This window comes from Silanimonas lenta DSM 16282 (assembly GCF_000429065.1).
Lineage (GTDB): Bacteria > Pseudomonadota > Gammaproteobacteria > Xanthomonadales > Xanthomonadaceae > Silanimonas > Silanimonas lenta.
On sequence record NZ_AUBD01000012.1, the window covers coordinates 26,576 to 43,068 of the forward strand.

The window sequence follows — 16,493 nt, forward strand, 5'->3', positions numbered from 1 at the left end:
CGGTCCTTCAGAAATGCGTCCACAGCCGGCGGTCGTGGGCGAGGTGCGGCAGGGTGTTGAAGCTGCCGAAGCGCAGCCGGCCCGACCCGGCGCTGAACTCGTTGATCGAGGCATTGCGGATGGCGAGGTTGAGGTCCACGGCGCGGCGCGCCGGCACCTCGAGGGCCTGCTGGGCGAGCCGGGCGATGACGCCGCCCGAGCTGACCACGAGGGTGGCGCCCTCGCGGGCGGCCTCGGCCGCCGCCGCCCCGGCCCGGGCCACGCGCTCGCCGAAGGCTTCCCAGCGCTCGGGCACGGCCTCGAGTTCGTCGTTGGCCCAGGCGAGGATCGCTGCATGCAGCATCGGGCCGAGGATGGCCGGGTCCTGCGAGCTCGCGCGCTCACGCATGCCGGCATCGGCCCGCTCGAGGAGGAAGGCGCGGATCACCGCGCCGTGGTCGAACTCGTCGAGGTCGGCGTCTTCCTCCGGCTCTGGCAGCGGATGCCCGGCCTCGGCGAAGGCGCGGTGGATGGCCTCGAGGGTCTCGCGGTGGCGGCGCATGCGTCCCACCCGCACCCGGGCGAAGCCGTGCGGCTCGCGGGCCAGCCAGGCGCCGAGGTGCTGGGCCTGGGTCCAGCCCAGCGGGGAGAGCCGGTCGTAGTCCTCGCTGCCGTAGCTGGCCTGCGCGTGGCGGACGAAGAGCAGGGCCATGCTCAGCGGGTCGCCTGCGCCGGCCAGAACTCCTGGCGGAAGCGTACCCGGATCGGCGCGCTGCCTTCCGGCTGCACCTCGAGCTCGAAATCGAGCTCGTCGCGCGGCTCGATGCGCGCCTCGCCGAGGTAGTAGAGCGCCTGGCCGTCGCGCACCTCGCGCAGATTGAGCGACTGCCGCTGGCCGGCGGGATTGGTGGCGGCCGCGCTGATGCGGGCGCTGACGGGGCTACTCTCGGCGGCCTTGCCGCGGCGCACCGACACGTTCAGCAGCGCCCGGTTGGCCGAGCGGGTGATGCCGTGGCGGCGGGCGATCTCCGGCGTGAGCTGCAGGGTGGGCATGGCGTTGTAGTGCACGGTGAACTCGCCGGACTGCGTGCTGTTGCGGCCCGAGCCGAGGTAGAGCGAGGGCCGGGCCGGCGTTGCGGGCGCGCTGGCCGCCGCAGAGACCGGGGGCGCCGCCGGGGGCGAGGCCAGGGCGGGCAGCGGCAGGGCGAGGGCAAGGCCGAGGAGGGCGGCGAGGCGGACCCGCCGCGTGTCCGGGGCTGGAGGAAAGGTGGCCATGGCGTGGCTCCGGCTTCAGTCGTTGAGGGCCGAGAGTTCCGCGCCACGGATTCGCGCCGCGTGAACGGCCGCCGCCACCAGGGGCATGAAGCCGCCGGCGGCGAAGGCCTCCAGCGCGGCCTGGGTGGTGCCGTTCGGCGAGGTCACGCGCTGGCGCAGCGTGGCCGCGGGCTCGCCGCTCTCCTTCAGCATGCGGGCGGCGCCGGCGATGGTCTCCACCACCAGGGTGCGCGCCGCCTCGGCGGGCAGGCCCTCGGCCGCGGCCGCGGCCTGCATCGCTTCTGCCAGCAGGAACACATACGCAGGACCGCTGCCGGAGGTGGCGGTCACCGCGTCCATCAGGGCCTCGTCGGCGATCCACACGGTTTCGCCGGCGGGTCGCAGCAGGGCCTCGGCCAGGGCGCGCTGGGCCTCACCGACCGCGGCGGTGGCGTAGAGGCCGGTCACCCCGGCGCCGAGCAGGGCCGGGGTATTGGGCATGCTGCGCACCACCGCCTGGCCGCCGCCCAGCCAGCGGTCGAGCTGGGCGCTGGTGATGCCGGCGGCGATCGAGACCACGAGGGGGCGGCGGGCCTGCGCCAGCGGCGCCAGGGCCTCGCAGACCCCGCGCAGCACCTGCGGCTTGGTGGCCAGCACCCAGACCTCGCCGGCGGCCGCGGCCTCGGCATTGTCCGCGGTGGCCGTCACGCCGAACTCGGCGGCCAGACCCTCGCGGCTCGCGGCCGAAGGTTCGCTGACGATGATGCGTCCGGCGGCCATGCCGCCGCGCCGGAGCCCGCCGATGAGGGCGCGGGCCATGTTGCCGCCGCCGATGAAGGCGACCGTGGGGAAGGCAGGGGACGGGCTGGACATCGGCGCGGTGCTGGGGCGAGGGCGGGCCCGCATCATGGCCTGCCTCGCCGCGCGGGCGGAACCCCGGGGCGGGGCTCAGGGCTTCGGCGGGCGCGGCCCGAACAGGGCGCTGCCCACGCGCACCAGGGTGGCGCCTTCGGCCAGGGCCAGCGGGTAATCCTCGCTCATGCCCATCGACAGGGTGTCGCAGCCGGGATGGGCGGCGCGCAGGGTCTCGAACAGCCGGCGCATCCGGGCGAAGGCGGCGCGCCGCCGCTCCGGCTCGGGGTGCGGGGCCGGGATGGCCATCAGCCCGCGCAGCCGCAGCCGGGGCAGGGCGGCCACCTGGTCGGCGAGCGCCATCACCGCCTCCGGCGCGCAGCCCGACTTGCTGGCCTCGCCATCGATGTTCACCTGCAGCAGCACATTGAGCGGCGGCCGCCCGGCAGGGCGTTCGCGGTCCAGCAGGGGCGGCAGCTTGGGCCGGTCCACGCTCTGCACCCAGTCGAAGTGGCGGGCGGCCTCGCGGCATTTGTTGCTCTGCAGCGGGCCGATCAGGTGCCATTCCAGCGCCAGGTCGGCCAGCGCGCGCTGCTTGGCCAGCGCCTCCTGCACGTAGTTCTCGCCGAAGGCGCGCTGGCCCAGGGCGGCGAGCGCCCGCACCGCCCCGGCGGGCTGGGTCTTGCTCACCGCGAGCAGCACCGGGGCGCGCCCGGGGGCGGCCCCGGCCAGGGCGTCCAGCAGGTGGCGGTAGCGGGCTTCCAGAGCGTCCATGGGCTGGGGCTATACTGCCGGAATGCCGCGCGTCGCACGAGCGCGCGAGACCGCACTGACTCACGTTGCGCCCAGGGGAGAACACGCATGGACATCGCGGAACTGTTGGCCTTCTCGGTCAAGAACAAGGCCTCCGACCTCCATCTCTCGGCCGGCCTGCCGCCGATGATCCGGGTGGACGGCGACGTCCGCCGCATCAACATCCCGGCACTGGACCACAAGACGGTGCACGCGCTGATCTACGACATCATGTCGGACAAGCAGCGCCGCGACTACGAGGAGTTCCTCGAGACCGACTTCAGCTTCGAGATCCCCGGCCTCGCCCGCTTCCGCGTCAATGCCTTCAACCAGAACCGCGGCGCTGGCGCGGTGTTCCGCACCATTCCCTCCGAGATCCTCACCCTCGAGGATCTCGCCGCGCCGCGGGTGTTCAAGGAGCTCATCGACCAGCCGCAGGGCCTGATCCTCGTCACCGGTCCCACCGGCTCGGGCAAGTCGACCACGCTGGCGGCGATGATCGACCACATCAACAAGAACGAGTACTCGCACATCCTCACCATCGAGGACCCGATCGAGTTCGTCCACACCTCGCAGAAGTGCCTGGTGAACCAGCGCGAGGTGCACCGCGACACCCATGGCTTCAACGAGGCCCTGCGCTCGGCGCTGCGCGAGGACCCCGACTACATCCTGGTCGGCGAGCTGCGCGACCTCGAGACCATCCGCCTCGCGCTCACCGCCGCCGAGACCGGCCACCTGGTGTTCGGCACCCTGCACACCAGCTCGGCCGCCAAGACCATCGACCGCATCATCGACGTGTTCCCGGCCGGCGAGAAGCCGATGGTGCGCTCGATGCTCTCCGAGAGCCTGCGCGCGGTGATCTCGCAGTCCCTGCTGAAGAAGGTGGGCGGCGGCCGCGTGGCGGCGCACGAGATCATGGTGGGCATCCCCGCCATCCGCAACCTGATCCGTGAAGACAAGGTGGCGCAGATGTACAGCGCCATCCAGACCGGCCAGCAGTACGGCATGCAGACGCTCGACCAGTGCCTGCAGGACCTGCTCAAGCGCGGCATCATCACCCGTGCCCAGGCCGCCACCTACGCCAAGGACAAGCGCCTGTTCGAGTGAGCTGGCACGTCACCCAGCCCCCCAGGAGAAACGGCCGGAGCCCCCCATGAGCAGCATCGACTTCACCTCCTTCCTCAAGCTGATGGCGCACAAGAAGGCGTCGGACCTCTTCATCACCGCCGGCGTGCCGCCGTCGATGAAGCTGCACGGCAAGCTGGTGCCGATCACCCAGGAGCCGCTCACCCCGCAGCAGAGCCGCGACCTCGTGCTCAACGTGATGAACCCCTCGCAGCGAGAGGAGTTCGAGAAGACCCACGAGTGCAACTTCGCCATCGGCCTTGCCGGCGTCGGCCGCTTCCGTGTCTCCTGCTTCTACCAGCGCAACCAGGTGGGCATGGTGCTGCGCCGGATCGAGACCAAGATCCCCACCATCGACGAGCTGAACCTGCCGCCGATCATCAAGACGCTGGCGATGACCAAGCGCGGCATCATCATCTTCGTGGGCGCCACCGGCACCGGCAAGTCGACCTCACTGGCGGCGATGATCGGCTACCGCAACATGAACTCCTCGGGCCACATCATCACCATCGAGGACCCGATCGAGTTCGTGCACAAGCACGAGGGCTGCATCATCACCCAGCGCGAGGTCGGCATCGACACCGAGAGCTGGGAGGCGGCGCTGAAGAACACCCTGCGCCAGGCGCCCGACGTCATCATGATCGGCGAGGTGCGCACCCGCGAGGGCATGGACCACGCCATCGCCTTCGCCGAGACCGGCCACCTGGTGCTCTGCACCCTGCATGCGAACAACGCCAACCAGGCGATGGACCGCATCATCAACTTCTTCCCCGAGGAGCGCAGGAGCCAGCTGCTGATGGACCTCTCGCTCAATCTCAAGGGCATCGTGGCCCAGCAGCTGATCCCCACGCCGGACGGCAAGGGCCGGCGCTGCGCCATGGAGATCCTGCTCGGCACGCCGCTGGTGCAGGACTACATCCGCGACGGCGAGATCCACAAGCTCAAGGACGTGATGAAGGAATCCACCCAGCTCGGGATGAAGACCTTCGACCAGGCCCTGTTCGAGCTGTACCAGGCCGGCGAGATCACCTACGAGGATGCGCTGCGCTACGCCGACTCGGCCAACGAGGTGCGCCTCAAGATCAAGCTGGCCCAGGGCGGCGACGCCCGCTCGCTGTCCGCCGGCCTCGACGGGGTGGAAGTGGCGAAGGCCGACTGATAGACGACTCCGGCGCGGACGGCGCTCAGCCGCCCGTGCGGTAGCGCACCGGGTCGTAGCCCCCGGTCTCGAACTCGAGCACCGGGCCGCGGCCATCGGCGGCCTGGATGGAGACGCGGGCGGCGCCCTCGAGGGCGCGGATGAAGCCGGCGTCGTCCTTGATGAACAGGGCCGGGCGGGTGCCGGTGCTGGAGGCCTCGCCGGCGAAGCGCCGCGGCGCGGCCCCGTCGAAGCCGATGCGGAAGGCGCAGGGCCGGCCGCAGTCGAACAGGCCCTCCTCGATGACGAGGTAGACGCTCTGGCCCCAGCGCGGGTCGTTGCGCAGCACCAGCTGCACGGTGGGCGGCACGGCGAAGCTTGCGGCATCGTCTTCCGGGCGCTGGTTGCGGATCGAGGCGGCTTTCTGGGGCGTCGGCCTGCCCTCCACCGGAGTCGAGGTGTAGGCCCACAACGCACGGAGGCGCTGCGCCTCCCGCTGGGCCGCGGCGGCTTCGCGGAGCGCCTCCAGCCCCTCCGAGGCCTCGGCAGCGGCGGCCGAGCCGGGGCCGTCGGCCAGCAGCACCTCGGCGCTCGCCAGTGCCAGGGCCCAGTCCTGCCGCGCCTTCGCCTCCCGGTAGACCGCCAGCGTGGGGGCCAGCCTGGCCTCGCGGGCGCGCGCCGCGGCCTCGGCGGCGGCCTGGCGCTGTTCTTCCGAAGGGCCGCAGGCCGTGAGGGCGAGGACCAGGAGGCCGGCAGTGGAAATCGCGTGGCGGATCATCGGGGCGTCGTCGCGTTTCGGGGGCACTCAGCTTAGCCAGCCCCCGCCCCGATGCCCACGGCCTACAATGGCGGCATGCCGCTCGAACGCTCGCTCGCTTCCCAGCTGCTGCTCGCCATGCCCGGCATGGACGATCCGCATTTCGCCCGCTCCGCCGTGCTGATGTGCCAGCACGACGGCGACGGGGCGATGGGGGTGGTGATCAACCGCCGCACCGACGTGCTGCTCGGCGAGCTGATGGACCAGCTCGGCATCGAGGGGGGCAGCCGCGAGCTCAAGGCCCGGCAGGTGCTCTGGGGCGGCCCGGTGCAGATCGACCGCGGCTTCGTGCTGCACGACGATCCCCGGCCCTGGCCGTCCACCCTGCGCTTCGGCGTCTATGGCCTCACCACCTCGCGCGAGATCCTGCACGCCATGGCCCGCGGCGAGGGCCCGGAGCGTTTCCAGGTACTGATCGGCCATGCCGGCTGGGGTCGCGAGCAGCTCGAGGGCGAACTCGCCCAGAATGCCTGGCTCACCGTGCCGGCCCCGGAGGCCCTGGTGTTCGAGGCCGACCGCGACCTCGTCTGGCAGGCTGCCGCGGGGCAGATCGGCGTCGATGTCGCGCATCTCGCCGACTACAGCGGCCACGCGTGAGCGCATGGACGACGGCGCCGTCCTCGGTTTCGACGTCGGCAGCCGGCGCATCGGCGTGGCGGTCGGCAATGGCATCACCGGCACTGCCAGCGCGCTCGGGCTGATCGAGGTGCGCGAGGGCCTTCCGGACTGGGAGCGCTTCGACCGCCTGCTCGGCGAATGGCGGCCCTGCCGGCTGGTGGTGGGCGATCCGCGCAGCGACGATCCCGGCGAGGACCCGCCGGCCCGCCAGTGGGTGCGCGGCTTCGCCCGCGCCGCGGCGAAGCGCAGCGGTCTTCCGGTGGTGATGGTGGACGAGCGCCACAGCTCCCGTGAGGCCGCTGCCCGTTTCGCCGGGCAGCGTCGCGCCGGCGTGGTGCGCCGCCGCCACGGCGAGGCCATCGATGCCCTCGCCGCCGTGGTCATCGTCGAGCGCTGGCTGGCCGGCGATGCGGCCGAATCCTTCCGTTTCCCCTGATCTGCCGATGCCATGACCCTGCCCCGTCTCCGCCACCTGCTCACCCTCGACGGCCTCGGCGAGGCCCGGCTGCATGCCCTGCTCGACGAGGCCGAGGCGATGCTGCCGCACGCCCGGGGCGGTACCGCCCTGCGCCAGGTGCTGGCCGGACGCACCGTGTGCAACCTGTTCTTCGAGAACTCCACCCGCACCCGCAGCAGTTTCCAGCTCGCCGCCCAGCGGCTCGGCGCCGATGTGCTGAACTTCGATGTCGGCGCGTCCTCGGTGAAGAAGGGCGAGACCGCGCTCGATACCTTCCGCACCCTCGAGGCCATGGGCGTGGAAGCCTTCGTGGTGCGCCATGCCGAGGATGGCGCCGTGGCCGCGCTGGCCGATGCCGCCGGCCCCGGCACGGCCCTGCTCAATGCCGGTGATGGCCGCAGCAACCACCCCACGCAGGGCCTGCTCGACATGCTCACCCTGCGCCGCCACAAGGGGCGCGATTTCAGCCGTCTCTCGGTGCTGGTGGTGGGCGACGTGAAGCATTCCCGGGTGGCCCGCTCCGACCTGCAGGCCCTGCGCCAGCTCGGCTGCCGCGATTTGCGGGTCTGCGGGCCGGCGGCCCTCCTGCCCGGGCCCGAGGTGCTGGAGGGCTGCACGGTAGGCCAGGAGCTCGATGCCATGCTCGAGGGCGTGGACGTGCTGATGATGCTGCGCCTGCAGCGCGAGCGCATGGAGGAGGGCCTGGTGCCCTCGCTCGAGGCCTATTTCGCCGACTACGGGCTGGATGCCCGCCGTCTCGCCCGCGCGAAGCCCGACGCCATCGTCATGCACCCCGGGCCGATGAACCGCGGGGTGGAGATCGCCGCCGAGGTGGCCGACGGGCCGCGCTCGGTCATCCTCGAGCAGGTGGCGAACGGTGTGGCGGTGCGCATGGCGGTGCTAAGCCACCTGCTCGGCGCCTGAAGCCGGGTGCCGCCCCGGCGGCACGCGCGGCCTCACTGCAGCAGGAACAGGGTGGCAAGGCCGAGGAAGGCGAAGAAGCCCATCACGTCGGTGACGGTGGTGAGGATCACCGCGCCGCCCACGGCAGGGTCGATGTTGAAGCGGCGCAGGGCCATCGGCACCAGCACTCCGGCGGTGGCCGCGCAGCTCAGGTTGATCACCATGGCCGAGAAGATCACCAGCGAGATGCCGGGCTTGCCGAACCACAGGTAGGTGACGATGGCCACCAGGGTGCCGAGCAGCACGCCATTCATGATGGCGATGCGGATCTCCTTCCAGATCAGGGTGCGCAGGTTGGCGCTGGAGACCTGGCCGAGCGCGATGCCGCGCACCATCAGCGCCAGCACCTGGGTGCCGGCATTGCCGCCCATCCCGGCCACGATCGGCATCAGCACCGCCAGCGCCACGATCTCGGCCAGCGTGGCTTCGAAGCGGCCGACCACGCTGGCGGCGAGGAAGGCAGTGCAAAGATTGATGCTGAGCCAGGTGAAGCGACCCTTGAAGGCGCGCAGCACCGGGCTGAACAGGCTCTCGTCCTCGCTCACGCCGGCGGCCGAGAGCACCTGGTAGTCGGCCTGTTCGCGGATGATGTCGACCACGTCGTCGATGGTGATGCGCCCGAGCAGCACGTTGTTCTCGTCCACCACCGGCGCCGAGATCCAGTCGTGGTCGGAGAACTGCCGCGCCACCTCGTCGGAGGGCGTGTCCACCGGGATCGCCGGCTGGCTGTCGTCCATCAGGGTGTTGATGGGCGTGGAGGGCTCCTGCGTCACCAGCTGCGCCAGGGCGATGCGCCCGAGGTACTGGTGACGGCGGCTCACCACGTAGAGATGGTCGGTGTTCTCGGGAAGCTCGCCGCGCAGGCGCAGGTAGCGCAGCACCACGTCCACGGTGACGTCGGCGCGCACCGTCACCACGTCCGGATTCATCAGGCGGCCGGCGCTGTCCTCCGGGTAGGAGAGCACCTGCTCCAGCCGCTCGCGGTTCTCGCGGTCCATCGACTTCAGCACTTCGTCGATGACCGTGTCCGGCAGGTCCTCCATCAGCTCGGCCAGATCGTCGATGTCGAGGTCCTCGACGGCGGCGACCAGCTCGTCCGGGTCCATGGCGGCGATCAGGCCCTCGCGCACCTCGTCGTCGACGTGCAGCAGCACCTCGCCGTCGTCCTCGGGATCGACGAGGCCCCAGACCACGTCGCGCTTGGCCGGCGGCAGGGATTCCAGCAGGTTGCCGATCTCGGCCGCGCTCAGGCTGTTGACCAGCCGGCGCACGGGGCCGAGCCGTCCGCTGTCCAGCGACTGCGAGAGCATGCGCAGCTGCTGCGCGGTGCGTTCGTGGCGGGTGGCATCGACCATCGGCGGGCCTGGGTGCGGGGCGCGCGCATTATGGCCCCTGCCGCCAGCGCCGCCCACCCGTGCTTGTGGCGTTCATGCAGGCTCGGGCACGCTCGGGGCCTGCCAATGGATCTGGACGAGGAGTTCCCCATGCGTATTGCATCGCTCTGCCTGCCTGTCGCCGCCCTGCTGCTCGCTGCCTGCAGCCCGGCCGAGTTCGTGCCCGAGGCGCCGATGGCCCTGGATGGCGTGAGCCTGGAGATCCGCCCCCTGCCGCAGGAGGCCTGCGATCCGGCCCGGCCCTTCGCCGTGCGGGTGTCCTGGGCGGTGCAGGACTGGCCCGATCCGAAATTCGATTTCCGTCTCGACAGCAGCCGGGGCCAGCTCTGGGCGCGCGCCAACGAGGCCTCGGGGCAGCAGGTCTCCGACCCCTGGGCGGTGCCGGGCAAGTGGTTCGTGATGGTGGACCGCAATACCGGGGTGGTGATGGCCGCGCAGGCCGTGCCGCCGCTGGAATGCCCGCCGGGCTGAACGCCTGACCGGGGGCGCTGCGTGCCCCGGCGCCCTCAGGCCTGGCCGCGCGCCAGCCAGCGCTCCACCTCGGCCCGCTCGCGGCAGCGCAGCAGGGCCGGGGCGCGGCGCTTCAGCGTTCCGAGTTCGCAGGCGCGGATCGCCTCGCGGATCTCCAGCAGGGCCCCGGGGTGCACGCTGAAATCGCGCAGGCCGAGGGCCAGCAGCAGGGGCACGTCGGGCGCGCTGGCGGCGAGCTCGCCGCAGACATGGATCGGCAGGGCGGCGGCGCGCGCCTCCTCGAACAATCGCTGCAGCAGGCGCAGCACCGCCGGATGGCGTTCGCTGAACAGGCCGTCCAGCGCCTCGTGGGTGCGGTCGGCGGCGAGCAGGTACTGCACCAGGTCGTTGGTGCCCACGGCGGCGAAATCGACGAGGTCGGCGTAGTCGGGCAGGGTGAGGGCGGCGGCCGGCACCTCCACCATCACCCCGAAGGCCACCCGCTCGCCGAGGGCATGGCCTTCGCCGCGCAGGCGCTCGGCCAGCAGGCCGAGCCGCGCCTTCACCGCCTCCACTTCCTCGCGTGCCGTCACCATCGGCACCAGCACCCGGACCGGACCGAAGGCCGAGGCGCGCAGGATGGCGCGCAGCTGGGTGTCGAGCAGGGTGGGGCGGTGCAGCGAAAGCCGCACGCCGCGCAGGCCGAGCGCCGGATTGGGCTCGTCGCGCAGCGAAAGCCCCGCCCGGTCGGCCTTGTCGGCGCCGAGGTCGAGGGTGCGCAGGGTGACCGGACGTCCGCCCATGGCCCGCACCACCTCGCGGTAGGTGGCGAACTGCTCCTCCTCGTCCGGCACGTCCTCGCGGCCCAGGAACAGGAACTCGGTGCGGTAAAGCCCGATGCCGTCGGCGCCGCAGGCCAGGGCTTCCTCGATCTCCTCCGGCCGTTCGGCATTGGCGAACAGGCCGATGTCCACCCCGTCGCGGGTGCGGGTGGGGGCGCGGCGCAGGCGTTCGAGCTCGACCCGCTTCTTCTCGATTTTGGCCCGCAGCACCTGGTAGCGGGAGAGGTCGTCGGCATCCGGCTCCACCACCAGCAGGCCGTCGCGGCCATCCACCAGCAGGGCATCGCCGTCGTTCACGTGCGAGAGCGCATCGGCGCAGCCCACCACCATCGGCAGATGCAGGCCGCGGGCGACGATGGCGCTGTGCGAGAGCGGGCTGCCGGCCCGGGTGACCACGGCCGCCACCTGGCGCCGCGCCAGTTCCACCAGTTCGGCAGGCGCGATGTCGTCGGCCACCAGCACCTCGCCGGCGAAGCCCAGCAGGGCATCGTCGGGACGGCGGTGCAGGGCGGCGTGCACCCGGCCGATCACGTGGTCGAGATCGTCGAGGCGGGTGCGGAAGTAATCGTCCTCCATCGACTGGAACACGGCAGCGAGGCGGTCGCGCTGCAGCTTCAGGGCGTAGTCGGCGGAGTAGCGGCCGGTCTGCACCAGATCGCGCAGGCCGGCGCGCAGTTCGGGATCGTCGAGGATCAGCACGTGCAGGTCGAGGAATTCCCCGACCTCGCGGGCCAGCGTGCCCTGCAGGCGCTCGCGCAGGCCGGAAAGCTCGGCGCGCGCCGCCGCCATGGCGGCATCCAGGCGTTCCAGCTCGGCCGGCACCTGTTCGGCGGCGATGGTCTCCTCGCTCAGGCTCAGCACGTGCGGGTGGCGCACCCGCGCCCGGCCCAGGGCCAGGCCGCGCGAGGCACCGATGCCGGCGAGCTGCCGCCGCATGCTCTAGTCGGCCTCGTCGAAGCGGCGGGCGAACAGGGCCTCGGCCGCAGCCATGGCCTCGGCCTCGTCGGGCCCCTCGGTGCGCAGCCGCACGGTGCTGCCCTTGCCGGCCGCCAGCAGCAGCACGCCCATGATCGATTTCGCATTCACCTCGCGGCCGCCACCGATCAGCGTCGCCCGCGACTGGAAGCCCGCCAGCAGCTGCACCAGCCTGGCCGCGGCGCGGGCATGCAGGCCGAGGCGGTTCACGACCGGGATCTCGCGCTCAAGCATCGTCCACCACCACGCCATTGCGGCCGCCATTGGCCGCGGTACGCGCGAGCTCGTCGAGCGGCTGCTCGCCGTAGTTCATCACCCGGAGCAGCATCGGCAGCGAAAGCCCGGCCACCCGCCGGCAGGGTTCGGCGATGCGCACCAGCTGGTGCGCCAGCCGGGCCGGCGAGGCGCCATACACGTCGGTGAGCAGCAGGGCGCCTTCCTCGCCCATCACGGTCTTCAGGGCGGCGCTGGCCCGCGGCAGCAGGGCGGCGAGGTCGGCATCGAACTCGACCTCGAAGGCCCGCGCTTCCAGCGGCAGCCGGCCGAGCAGGCGGGTGGCGGTCTCGAGCAGGGCGCTGCCGACACCGGGATGGGTGATGAGGAGGATTCCGACGGCCATGCCGGAACCTTAGCAAAGGTCTATTCCAGTTCGCGGTGGTAGGTGAGCGCGTCCTCGCGCCCCTGCTCGCGGAACCAGGCGGCCAGGCTCTCGGCGAGGTAGACCGAGCGGTGCCGCCCCCCGGTGCAGCCGAAGGCGATCGACAGGTAGCTGCGCGATTCCGATTCGAAGCGCGGCAGCCAGGCAGCGACGAAGGCCCGCACCTGTTCGAGGTAGGCCCGGGCTTCGGCCTGCCCGGCGAAGTACTGCTGGATCGCGGCGTCGCGGCCGGTGAGTGGGCGCAGGGCCGGGTCCCAGTGCGGATTGGGCAGGCAGCGGGTGTCGAAGACGAAGTCGGCATCCACCGGCAGGCCGCGCTTGTAGGCGAAGCTCTCGAACAGCAGGGTGAGGCCGGGACGGTTCACCGCCTCCAGCTCGGTGAGCACCCGCTTGCGCAGCTGGTGCACGTTGAGGGTGGTGGTGTCGAGCACGTGGTCGGCGAGAGCCTTCACCGGGCGCAGCACCTGGCGCTCGAGCGCGATGGCATCCGGCAGGGCGAGGCCGAGCTGCGAGAGCGGATGCCGGCGCCGGGTATCGGAGTAGCGCTTGATCAGGGCCTCGTCGGCGGTGTCGAAGAACAGCAGCCGGTGCTGGTAGCCGCGCGCGCCCACCGCCGCCAGCCATTCGCCGATGTTGCCGAGGTCGGCATGGTGGTTGCGCACGTCGATGCCCACCGCCAGCTTCTGGTATGCCTCGCCGCCCACGCTGTCGACGAAGGCCGGCAGCAGGTCGACGGGCAGGTTGTCGACGCAGTAGTAGCCGAGGTCCTCGAGGGTCCGGAGGGCGACGGTCTTGCCGGAGCCGGAGAGCCCCGAGACCACGGTGAGGGAGCGGCTCATGGCGCGGACTTGTCGAGCAGGGCGGAGTGGCGGGCGAGGAAGGCGGCGGCCGGATCATCGCCCTTGGCGCGCAGGATGTGCAGGCGGGCGGCGGCCTCGGTGAGCACGGCGAGGTTGCGGCCGGCCGCCACCGGCAGGTTGAACACCGGCACGTCGAGGCCCAGCACCGGCCGGGCGGCGGTCTCGCCGGTGAGCCTCGCCATGCCCTCGAGGTCGGTGTCGCCGGCGCGCACCAGGTGCACGATCAGCCGCAGGTACTTGTTCCGCTTCACCGCCGTGTCGCCGAACATCTGGCGGATGTTCATGATGCCGAGGCCGCGCACTTCCAGCAGGTCCTGCAGCAGTTCCGGGCAGGTGCCGTCGAGCACGTCCGGCGCGATCTGGGTGAACTCCGGGGCATCGTCGGCGACCAGGCGGTGGCCGCGGCTGATCAGCTCCAGCGCCAGTTCGCTCTTGCCGAGGCCGGATTCGCCGGTGATCAGCACGCCGATGGAATAGATCTCCATGAACACGCCGTGCAGGGTGATGCGCGGCGCCAGCGAGCGTGCCAGCACGTACTGCAGCTGCGAGAGCAGCTCGTGGCCGGGCTGGGCGCTCACCCACAGCGGCGTGGCCGACTCCTGCGCCACTTCGCGCAGGTCGGCAGGGCAGCCCTGGTCGCGGGTGATGACGAGCGCGATCGGCCGGAAGTCGACGATCTTCTGCAGGGTCTCCCAGCGCTGGCGGGCATCCAGCGAGTCGAGCCACTGCAGCTCCTCGCGGCCGAGGATCTGCACCTTGTTGGGGTGGATGACGTTGAGGTAGCCGGCGAGCGAGGGGCGGCGGGTGCGGTGCTCGTCGGCCTCGATGGCCCGCTCGCCGCCCTCCTGCCCGGAGAGCCAGCGCAGGCCGAGGCGGTCGCGCTGCTGTTCGAAGAGCTCGCGGGCGGTGATGCGGCGCGGCAGCACGGCGCGCGGCTCAGGCAGCGGCGGAGTGGCCCGGGCGCCAGTCGGCCACCAGGCGGTACAGGGCCTCGGCATCGGCCCCGGCGCGCAGGCGGGCGCGGAAGGCCTCGTCGGCGAACATCTCGGCGAGCTGGGCCAGCAGCACCAGGTGCTGCTGGGTGAAGTGCTCGGGCACCGCCAGCGCGAACACCAGGTCCACCGGCTCGCCGTCGCTGGCGCCGAACTCCACCGGCTCGGCCAGGCGCACGAAGGCGCCGGTGGCCACGCTGAGCGCGGGGCTGCGGCCGTGCGGGATGGCCACGCCATGGCCGAGCCCGGTGCTGCCGAGGCGCTCGCGCTGGCAGAGGCTGTCGTAGAGCGCGGCCTCGCGCCCGGCATCGCCTTCGGCGAGCAGGTGCGCCAGGTGTTCCAGGAGGCGTTTCTTGCTGGAAAGCCGGGCACTCGCGGCGATGCGCGCGGGCGCCAGGAGGTCGAGGAGGTGCATGGGGTCGCGAGGGGCCGGAAATCAGCCGAAGCTGCCGTTGCGGGCGGCGGATTCGCCGCGGTGATGGTCGGTCATGCGCTCCTTTTCCTTGAGCACGATGCGGTCCAGCTTGTCCACCAGAAGATCGATGGCCGCGTACATGTCGGCGGCCTCGGCCTCGGCGTGGAAGGCCTTGCCGCGCGGGGCGAGGGTGGCCTCGGCCCGGTGCTGCAGCCTGTCCACGCCGAGCAGCACGCGGACGTCGAGGTGGTGGTCGAAATGGCGGGCGATGCGCTCCAGCTTGCTGGTGACGAAGTCCTTCAGGGCCGGGGTCACCTCGATCTGGTGGCCGCTCACTTCAAGGCGCATGGGCGCGTACTCCTTGCTGCGGGACGAAAGCGTCGCGGCTGCCAGCATACGCCCCTCGGGGGAGAGGGCGAAGGGGACACCGGTCAAATTTCCGCAGGCCGGCCTTCACGCCCGCCCCGCTCCGAGGAGGGGGGGATGCCGAGGGCTTCCCGGTATTTCGCCACCGTGCGCCGCGCCACCTGGATGCCCTGGGCCCTGAGCTGCTCGGCAAGTGCCTGATCGGACAGGGGTTTGCCGGGAGGCTCGGCGGCGATCAGGCGGCGGATCAGGGCCTGCACCGCCAGCGCCGAGGCCGCGCCGCCATGCTCGGTGGCCAGCCCGGCGCCGAAGAAGTGCTTGAATTCGAAGGTGCCGCGGGGGGTGCGCAGGTACTTGCGGGTGGTGGCGCGGGAGATGGTCGATTCGTGCAGGCCGAGCTCCTCGGCGATGTCGCGCAGGGTGAGCGGGCGCATGGCCTCGGGGCCGTGGTCGAGAAAGCCGCTCTGGGCGCGGACGATGGCCTCGGCCACCCGCCGCAGGGTGTCGCTGCGGTTCTCGAGGGCGCGGATCAGCCAGCGCGCCTCCTGCAGCTGGCCGCGCAGCCAGGCATCGTCCTCCTGCCGGCAGCGGCCGATCAGCCGCTCGTAGTGGCGGGCGATGCGCAGGCCGGGGCCGTGCAGCATCCGCACCCGCCATACCCCGTGCTGGCGCAGCACCATGGCGTCGGGCTGCACGTATTCCGGCATGACCCCGGCATGGCGGGCGCCGGGACGGGGGTCGAGGCGGCGCAGCAGGGCGCTGGCGCTGGCCACGGCCTCGACGGGTTCGCCGAGCCGTTCGGCCAGGCGTTCCGGAGGCAGGCGGGCAAGCGCCTCGAGGTGGTCTTCGGCCAGCCGCCGGGCGAGCGCCAGGCCCGGCGTGGCCGGATCGAGCAGGGCGAGCTGCAGGCGCAGGCATTCGCCGAGGTCGCGGGCGCCGCAGCCGGGGGGATCGAGCTGCTGGACGTGATGCAGCACGGCGCGCAGCTCTCCGGCATCGGGCGGTGGCGAAAGGCCGGTGGCCGCGGCCAGGGCCTCCAGCGGCTCGCGCAGATAGCCGTCCTCGTCGAGAGCGTCGATGATGGCCTCGCCGATGGCGAGGTCGCGTGGCGAATGCAGGGCCATGCGCAGCTGCCAGAGCAGATGCGCCCGCAGGCCGGGCTCGCTACCGGCGGGCTCGCGCCCGTCTTCCTCCTCGGGCATCCGCGGGCCGAGGTCTTCGCTGCCCAGCGACCAGTTCTCGTCCAGGACCTCCAGCGGATCGGGCTCGCCGTCGCCCTCCGCCGCCGCATCCGCCTCGCCCTCGAAGGCCGTGTCTGCCGCCTCCGGCCCGCGTTCGTCCGCCCCCTCGCCGTCGGCCGGCTCCGCGCCGTCCTCCTCCCCGCCGGGCTCCACCCGTTCCAGCAGCGGGTTCGCTTCCACCGCGGCCTGCAGCTCGGCCTCCAGTTCCACCTGCGAGAGCTGCAGGAGGCGGATGGCCTGCCGCAGCTGCGGGGTCAGGGCCAGCGCCGTGCCGAGCTTGGCCTGCAGCGCGGGCTTCATCACCG

20 protein-coding genes are annotated in these 16,493 nt (G+C 72.1%); 6 read left to right on the forward strand and 14 right to left on the reverse strand.

Annotated features, from left to right (window positions below; all coding sequences use genetic code 11):
• Positions 1-7 precede the first annotated feature (7 nt).
• The 4 genes from G408_RS0107395 to G408_RS0107410 form a co-directional block, all read right to left on the reverse strand.
• Complete coding sequence (locus G408_RS0107395; RefSeq protein ID WP_028770580.1) at positions 8-691, reverse strand: histidine phosphatase family protein; 684 nt, start codon at positions 689-691, stop codon at positions 8-10.
• Between the two features lie 2 nt (positions 692-693).
• Positions 694-1,254, reverse strand: a complete 561-nt coding sequence (locus G408_RS13675; protein ID WP_051282748.1) for a DUF4426 domain-containing protein — start codon at positions 1,252-1,254, stop codon at positions 694-696.
• Between the two features lie 15 nt (positions 1,255-1,269).
• Positions 1,270-2,106, reverse strand: coding sequence for a pyrroline-5-carboxylate reductase (proC, locus tag G408_RS0107405; protein WP_028770581.1), 837 nt, complete (start codon positions 2,104-2,106; stop codon positions 1,270-1,272).
• 75 nt (positions 2,107-2,181) lie between these two features.
• The gene (locus G408_RS0107410; protein WP_037412740.1) at positions 2,182-2,859 is read right to left on the reverse strand and encodes a YggS family pyridoxal phosphate-dependent enzyme; all 678 of its coding nucleotides are present in this window, start codon (positions 2,857-2,859) and stop codon (positions 2,182-2,184) included.
• An 87-nt stretch (positions 2,860-2,946) separates the two neighbouring features.
• On the opposite strand from G408_RS0107410, the gene G408_RS0107415 reads away from it, so the two are divergent.
• A complete protein-coding gene (locus G408_RS0107415; protein ID WP_028770583.1) occupies positions 2,947-3,984 on the forward strand; it encodes a type IV pilus twitching motility protein PilT in 1,038 nt (345 codons plus the stop codon).
• Positions 3,985-4,030: 46 nt separating this feature from the next.
• Positions 4,031-5,161, forward strand: a complete 1,131-nt coding sequence (locus tag G408_RS0107420) for a PilT/PilU family type 4a pilus ATPase (RefSeq protein ID WP_028770584.1) — start codon at positions 4,031-4,033, stop codon at positions 5,159-5,161.
• Between the two features lie 25 nt (positions 5,162-5,186).
• Here G408_RS0107420 and G408_RS13680 read toward each other — a convergent pair whose 3' ends face one another.
• Positions 5,187-5,918: a hypothetical protein gene (locus G408_RS13680; protein WP_037412742.1), complete on the reverse strand. Its 732-nt coding sequence runs from the start codon at positions 5,916-5,918 to the stop codon at positions 5,187-5,189.
• A gap of 51 nt (positions 5,919-5,969) precedes the next feature.
• Between G408_RS13680 and G408_RS0107430 the strand changes: the two genes are divergently transcribed.
• From G408_RS0107430 to G408_RS0107440, 3 genes are read left to right on the forward strand one after another with little or no spacing between them, the layout of a single operon-like run.
• Positions 5,970-6,554, forward strand: a complete 585-nt coding sequence (locus tag G408_RS0107430) for a YqgE/AlgH family protein (protein WP_425423345.1) — start codon at positions 5,970-5,972, stop codon at positions 6,552-6,554.
• A 4-nt stretch (positions 6,555-6,558) separates the two neighbouring features.
• On the forward strand, positions 6,559-7,011 hold the full coding sequence (ruvX, locus tag G408_RS0107435; RefSeq protein ID WP_037412743.1) for a Holliday junction resolvase RuvX: 453 nt from the start codon (positions 6,559-6,561) through the stop codon (positions 7,009-7,011).
• A 12-nt stretch (positions 7,012-7,023) separates the two neighbouring features.
• Positions 7,024-7,956 (forward strand): aspartate carbamoyltransferase catalytic subunit, encoded by a 933-nt coding sequence (locus G408_RS0107440; protein ID WP_028770587.1) that lies wholly within the window; start codon positions 7,024-7,026, stop codon positions 7,954-7,956.
• A 32-nt stretch (positions 7,957-7,988) separates the two neighbouring features.
• Here G408_RS0107440 and mgtE read toward each other — a convergent pair whose 3' ends face one another.
• Positions 7,989-9,350, reverse strand: coding sequence for a magnesium transporter (gene mgtE / locus G408_RS0107445; RefSeq protein WP_028770588.1), 1,362 nt, complete (start codon positions 9,348-9,350; stop codon positions 7,989-7,991).
• A 129-nt stretch (positions 9,351-9,479) separates the two neighbouring features.
• Between mgtE and G408_RS0107450 the strand changes: the two genes are divergently transcribed.
• Positions 9,480-9,860, forward strand: coding sequence for a hypothetical protein (locus tag G408_RS0107450; RefSeq protein WP_156890094.1), 381 nt, complete (start codon positions 9,480-9,482; stop codon positions 9,858-9,860).
• A 35-nt stretch (positions 9,861-9,895) separates the two neighbouring features.
• Here G408_RS0107450 and ptsP read toward each other — a convergent pair whose 3' ends face one another.
• The 8 genes from ptsP to G408_RS0107490 all read right to left on the reverse strand — a co-directional run bounded on the left by ptsP (position 9,896) and on the right by G408_RS0107490 (position 16,488).
• On the reverse strand, positions 9,896-11,617 hold the full coding sequence (ptsP, locus tag G408_RS0107455; protein WP_028770590.1) for a phosphoenolpyruvate--protein phosphotransferase: 1,722 nt from the start codon (positions 11,615-11,617) through the stop codon (positions 9,896-9,898).
• A 3-nt stretch (positions 11,618-11,620) separates the two neighbouring features.
• Positions 11,621-11,890, reverse strand: coding sequence for an HPr family phosphocarrier protein (locus G408_RS0107460; protein WP_028770591.1), 270 nt, complete (start codon positions 11,888-11,890; stop codon positions 11,621-11,623).
• A complete protein-coding gene (locus tag G408_RS0107465; RefSeq protein WP_028770592.1) occupies positions 11,883-12,275 on the reverse strand; it encodes a PTS sugar transporter subunit IIA in 393 nt (130 codons plus the stop codon). Before G408_RS0107465 ends, G408_RS0107460 begins: the two co-directional genes overlap by 8 nt.
• A gap of 20 nt (positions 12,276-12,295) precedes the next feature.
• The gene (gene rapZ, locus G408_RS0107470) at positions 12,296-13,153 is read right to left on the reverse strand and encodes an RNase adapter RapZ (protein WP_028770593.1); all 858 of its coding nucleotides are present in this window, start codon (positions 13,151-13,153) and stop codon (positions 12,296-12,298) included.
• Entirely contained in the window at positions 13,150-14,097 is a 948-nt protein-coding gene (gene hprK / locus G408_RS0107475) for an HPr(Ser) kinase/phosphatase (RefSeq protein ID WP_037412757.1), read from the reverse strand. Before hprK ends, rapZ begins: the two co-directional genes overlap by 4 nt.
• A 13-nt stretch (positions 14,098-14,110) precedes the next feature.
• Positions 14,111-14,581, reverse strand: coding sequence for a PTS sugar transporter subunit IIA (locus tag G408_RS0107480; RefSeq protein ID WP_028770595.1), 471 nt, complete (start codon positions 14,579-14,581; stop codon positions 14,111-14,113).
• Between the two features lie 21 nt (positions 14,582-14,602).
• A complete protein-coding gene (gene hpf / locus G408_RS0107485; RefSeq protein ID WP_028770596.1) occupies positions 14,603-14,929 on the reverse strand; it encodes a ribosome hibernation-promoting factor, HPF/YfiA family in 327 nt (108 codons plus the stop codon).
• An 83-nt stretch (positions 14,930-15,012) separates the two neighbouring features.
• Positions 15,013-16,488 carry an RNA polymerase factor sigma-54 gene (locus G408_RS0107490; protein ID WP_028770597.1) on the reverse strand — a complete coding sequence of 492 codons (1,476 nt, stop codon included), beginning with the start codon at positions 16,486-16,488 and terminating at the stop codon, positions 15,013-15,015.
• Positions 16,489-16,493: the final 5 nt, after the last annotated feature.

Excerpts from the sequence above, each read along its gene's own strand:
- G408_RS0107395 (WP_028770580.1), bottom strand. The coding sequence starts at position 691 with ATGGCCCTGCTCTTCGTCCGCCACGCGCAGGCCAGCTACGGCAGCGAG.
- G408_RS13675 (WP_051282748.1), bottom strand. The coding sequence starts at position 1,254 with ATGGCCACCTTTCCTCCAGCCCCGGACACGCGGCGGGTCCGCCTCGCC.
- proC (WP_028770581.1), bottom strand. The coding sequence starts at position 2,106 with ATGTCCAGCCCGTCCCCTGCCTTCCCCACGGTCGCCTTCATCGGCGGC.
- G408_RS0107410 (WP_037412740.1), bottom strand. The coding sequence starts at position 2,859 with ATGGACGCTCTGGAAGCCCGCTACCGCCACCTGCTGGACGCCCTGGCC.
- G408_RS0107415 (WP_028770583.1), top strand. The coding sequence starts at position 2,947 with ATGGACATCGCGGAACTGTTGGCCTTCTCGGTCAAGAACAAGGCCTCC.
- G408_RS0107420 (WP_028770584.1), top strand. The coding sequence starts at position 4,031 with ATGAGCAGCATCGACTTCACCTCCTTCCTCAAGCTGATGGCGCACAAG.
- G408_RS13680 (WP_037412742.1), bottom strand. The coding sequence starts at position 5,918 with ATGATCCGCCACGCGATTTCCACTGCCGGCCTCCTGGTCCTCGCCCTC.
- G408_RS0107430 (WP_425423345.1), top strand. The coding sequence starts at position 5,970 with ATGCCCACGGCCTACAATGGCGGCATGCCGCTCGAACGCTCGCTCGCT.
- ruvX (WP_037412743.1), top strand. The coding sequence starts at position 6,559 with ATGGACGACGGCGCCGTCCTCGGTTTCGACGTCGGCAGCCGGCGCATC.
- G408_RS0107440 (WP_028770587.1), top strand. The coding sequence starts at position 7,024 with ATGACCCTGCCCCGTCTCCGCCACCTGCTCACCCTCGACGGCCTCGGC.
- mgtE (WP_028770588.1), bottom strand. The coding sequence starts at position 9,350 with ATGGTCGATGCCACCCGCCACGAACGCACCGCGCAGCAGCTGCGCATG.
- G408_RS0107450 (WP_156890094.1), top strand. The coding sequence starts at position 9,480 with ATGCGTATTGCATCGCTCTGCCTGCCTGTCGCCGCCCTGCTGCTCGCT.
- ptsP (WP_028770590.1), bottom strand. The coding sequence starts at position 11,617 with ATGCGGCGGCAGCTCGCCGGCATCGGTGCCTCGCGCGGCCTGGCCCTG.
- G408_RS0107460 (WP_028770591.1), bottom strand. The coding sequence starts at position 11,890 with ATGCTTGAGCGCGAGATCCCGGTCGTGAACCGCCTCGGCCTGCATGCC.
- G408_RS0107465 (WP_028770592.1), bottom strand. The coding sequence starts at position 12,275 with ATGGCCGTCGGAATCCTCCTCATCACCCATCCCGGTGTCGGCAGCGCC.
- rapZ (WP_028770593.1), bottom strand. The coding sequence starts at position 13,153 with ATGAGCCGCTCCCTCACCGTGGTCTCGGGGCTCTCCGGCTCCGGCAAG.
- G408_RS0107480 (WP_028770595.1), bottom strand. The coding sequence starts at position 14,581 with ATGCACCTCCTCGACCTCCTGGCGCCCGCGCGCATCGCCGCGAGTGCC.
- hpf (WP_028770596.1), bottom strand. The coding sequence starts at position 14,929 with ATGCGCCTTGAAGTGAGCGGCCACCAGATCGAGGTGACCCCGGCCCTG.
- G408_RS0107490 (WP_028770597.1), bottom strand. The coding sequence starts at position 16,488 with ATGAAGCCCGCGCTGCAGGCCAAGCTCGGCACGGCGCTGGCCCTGACC.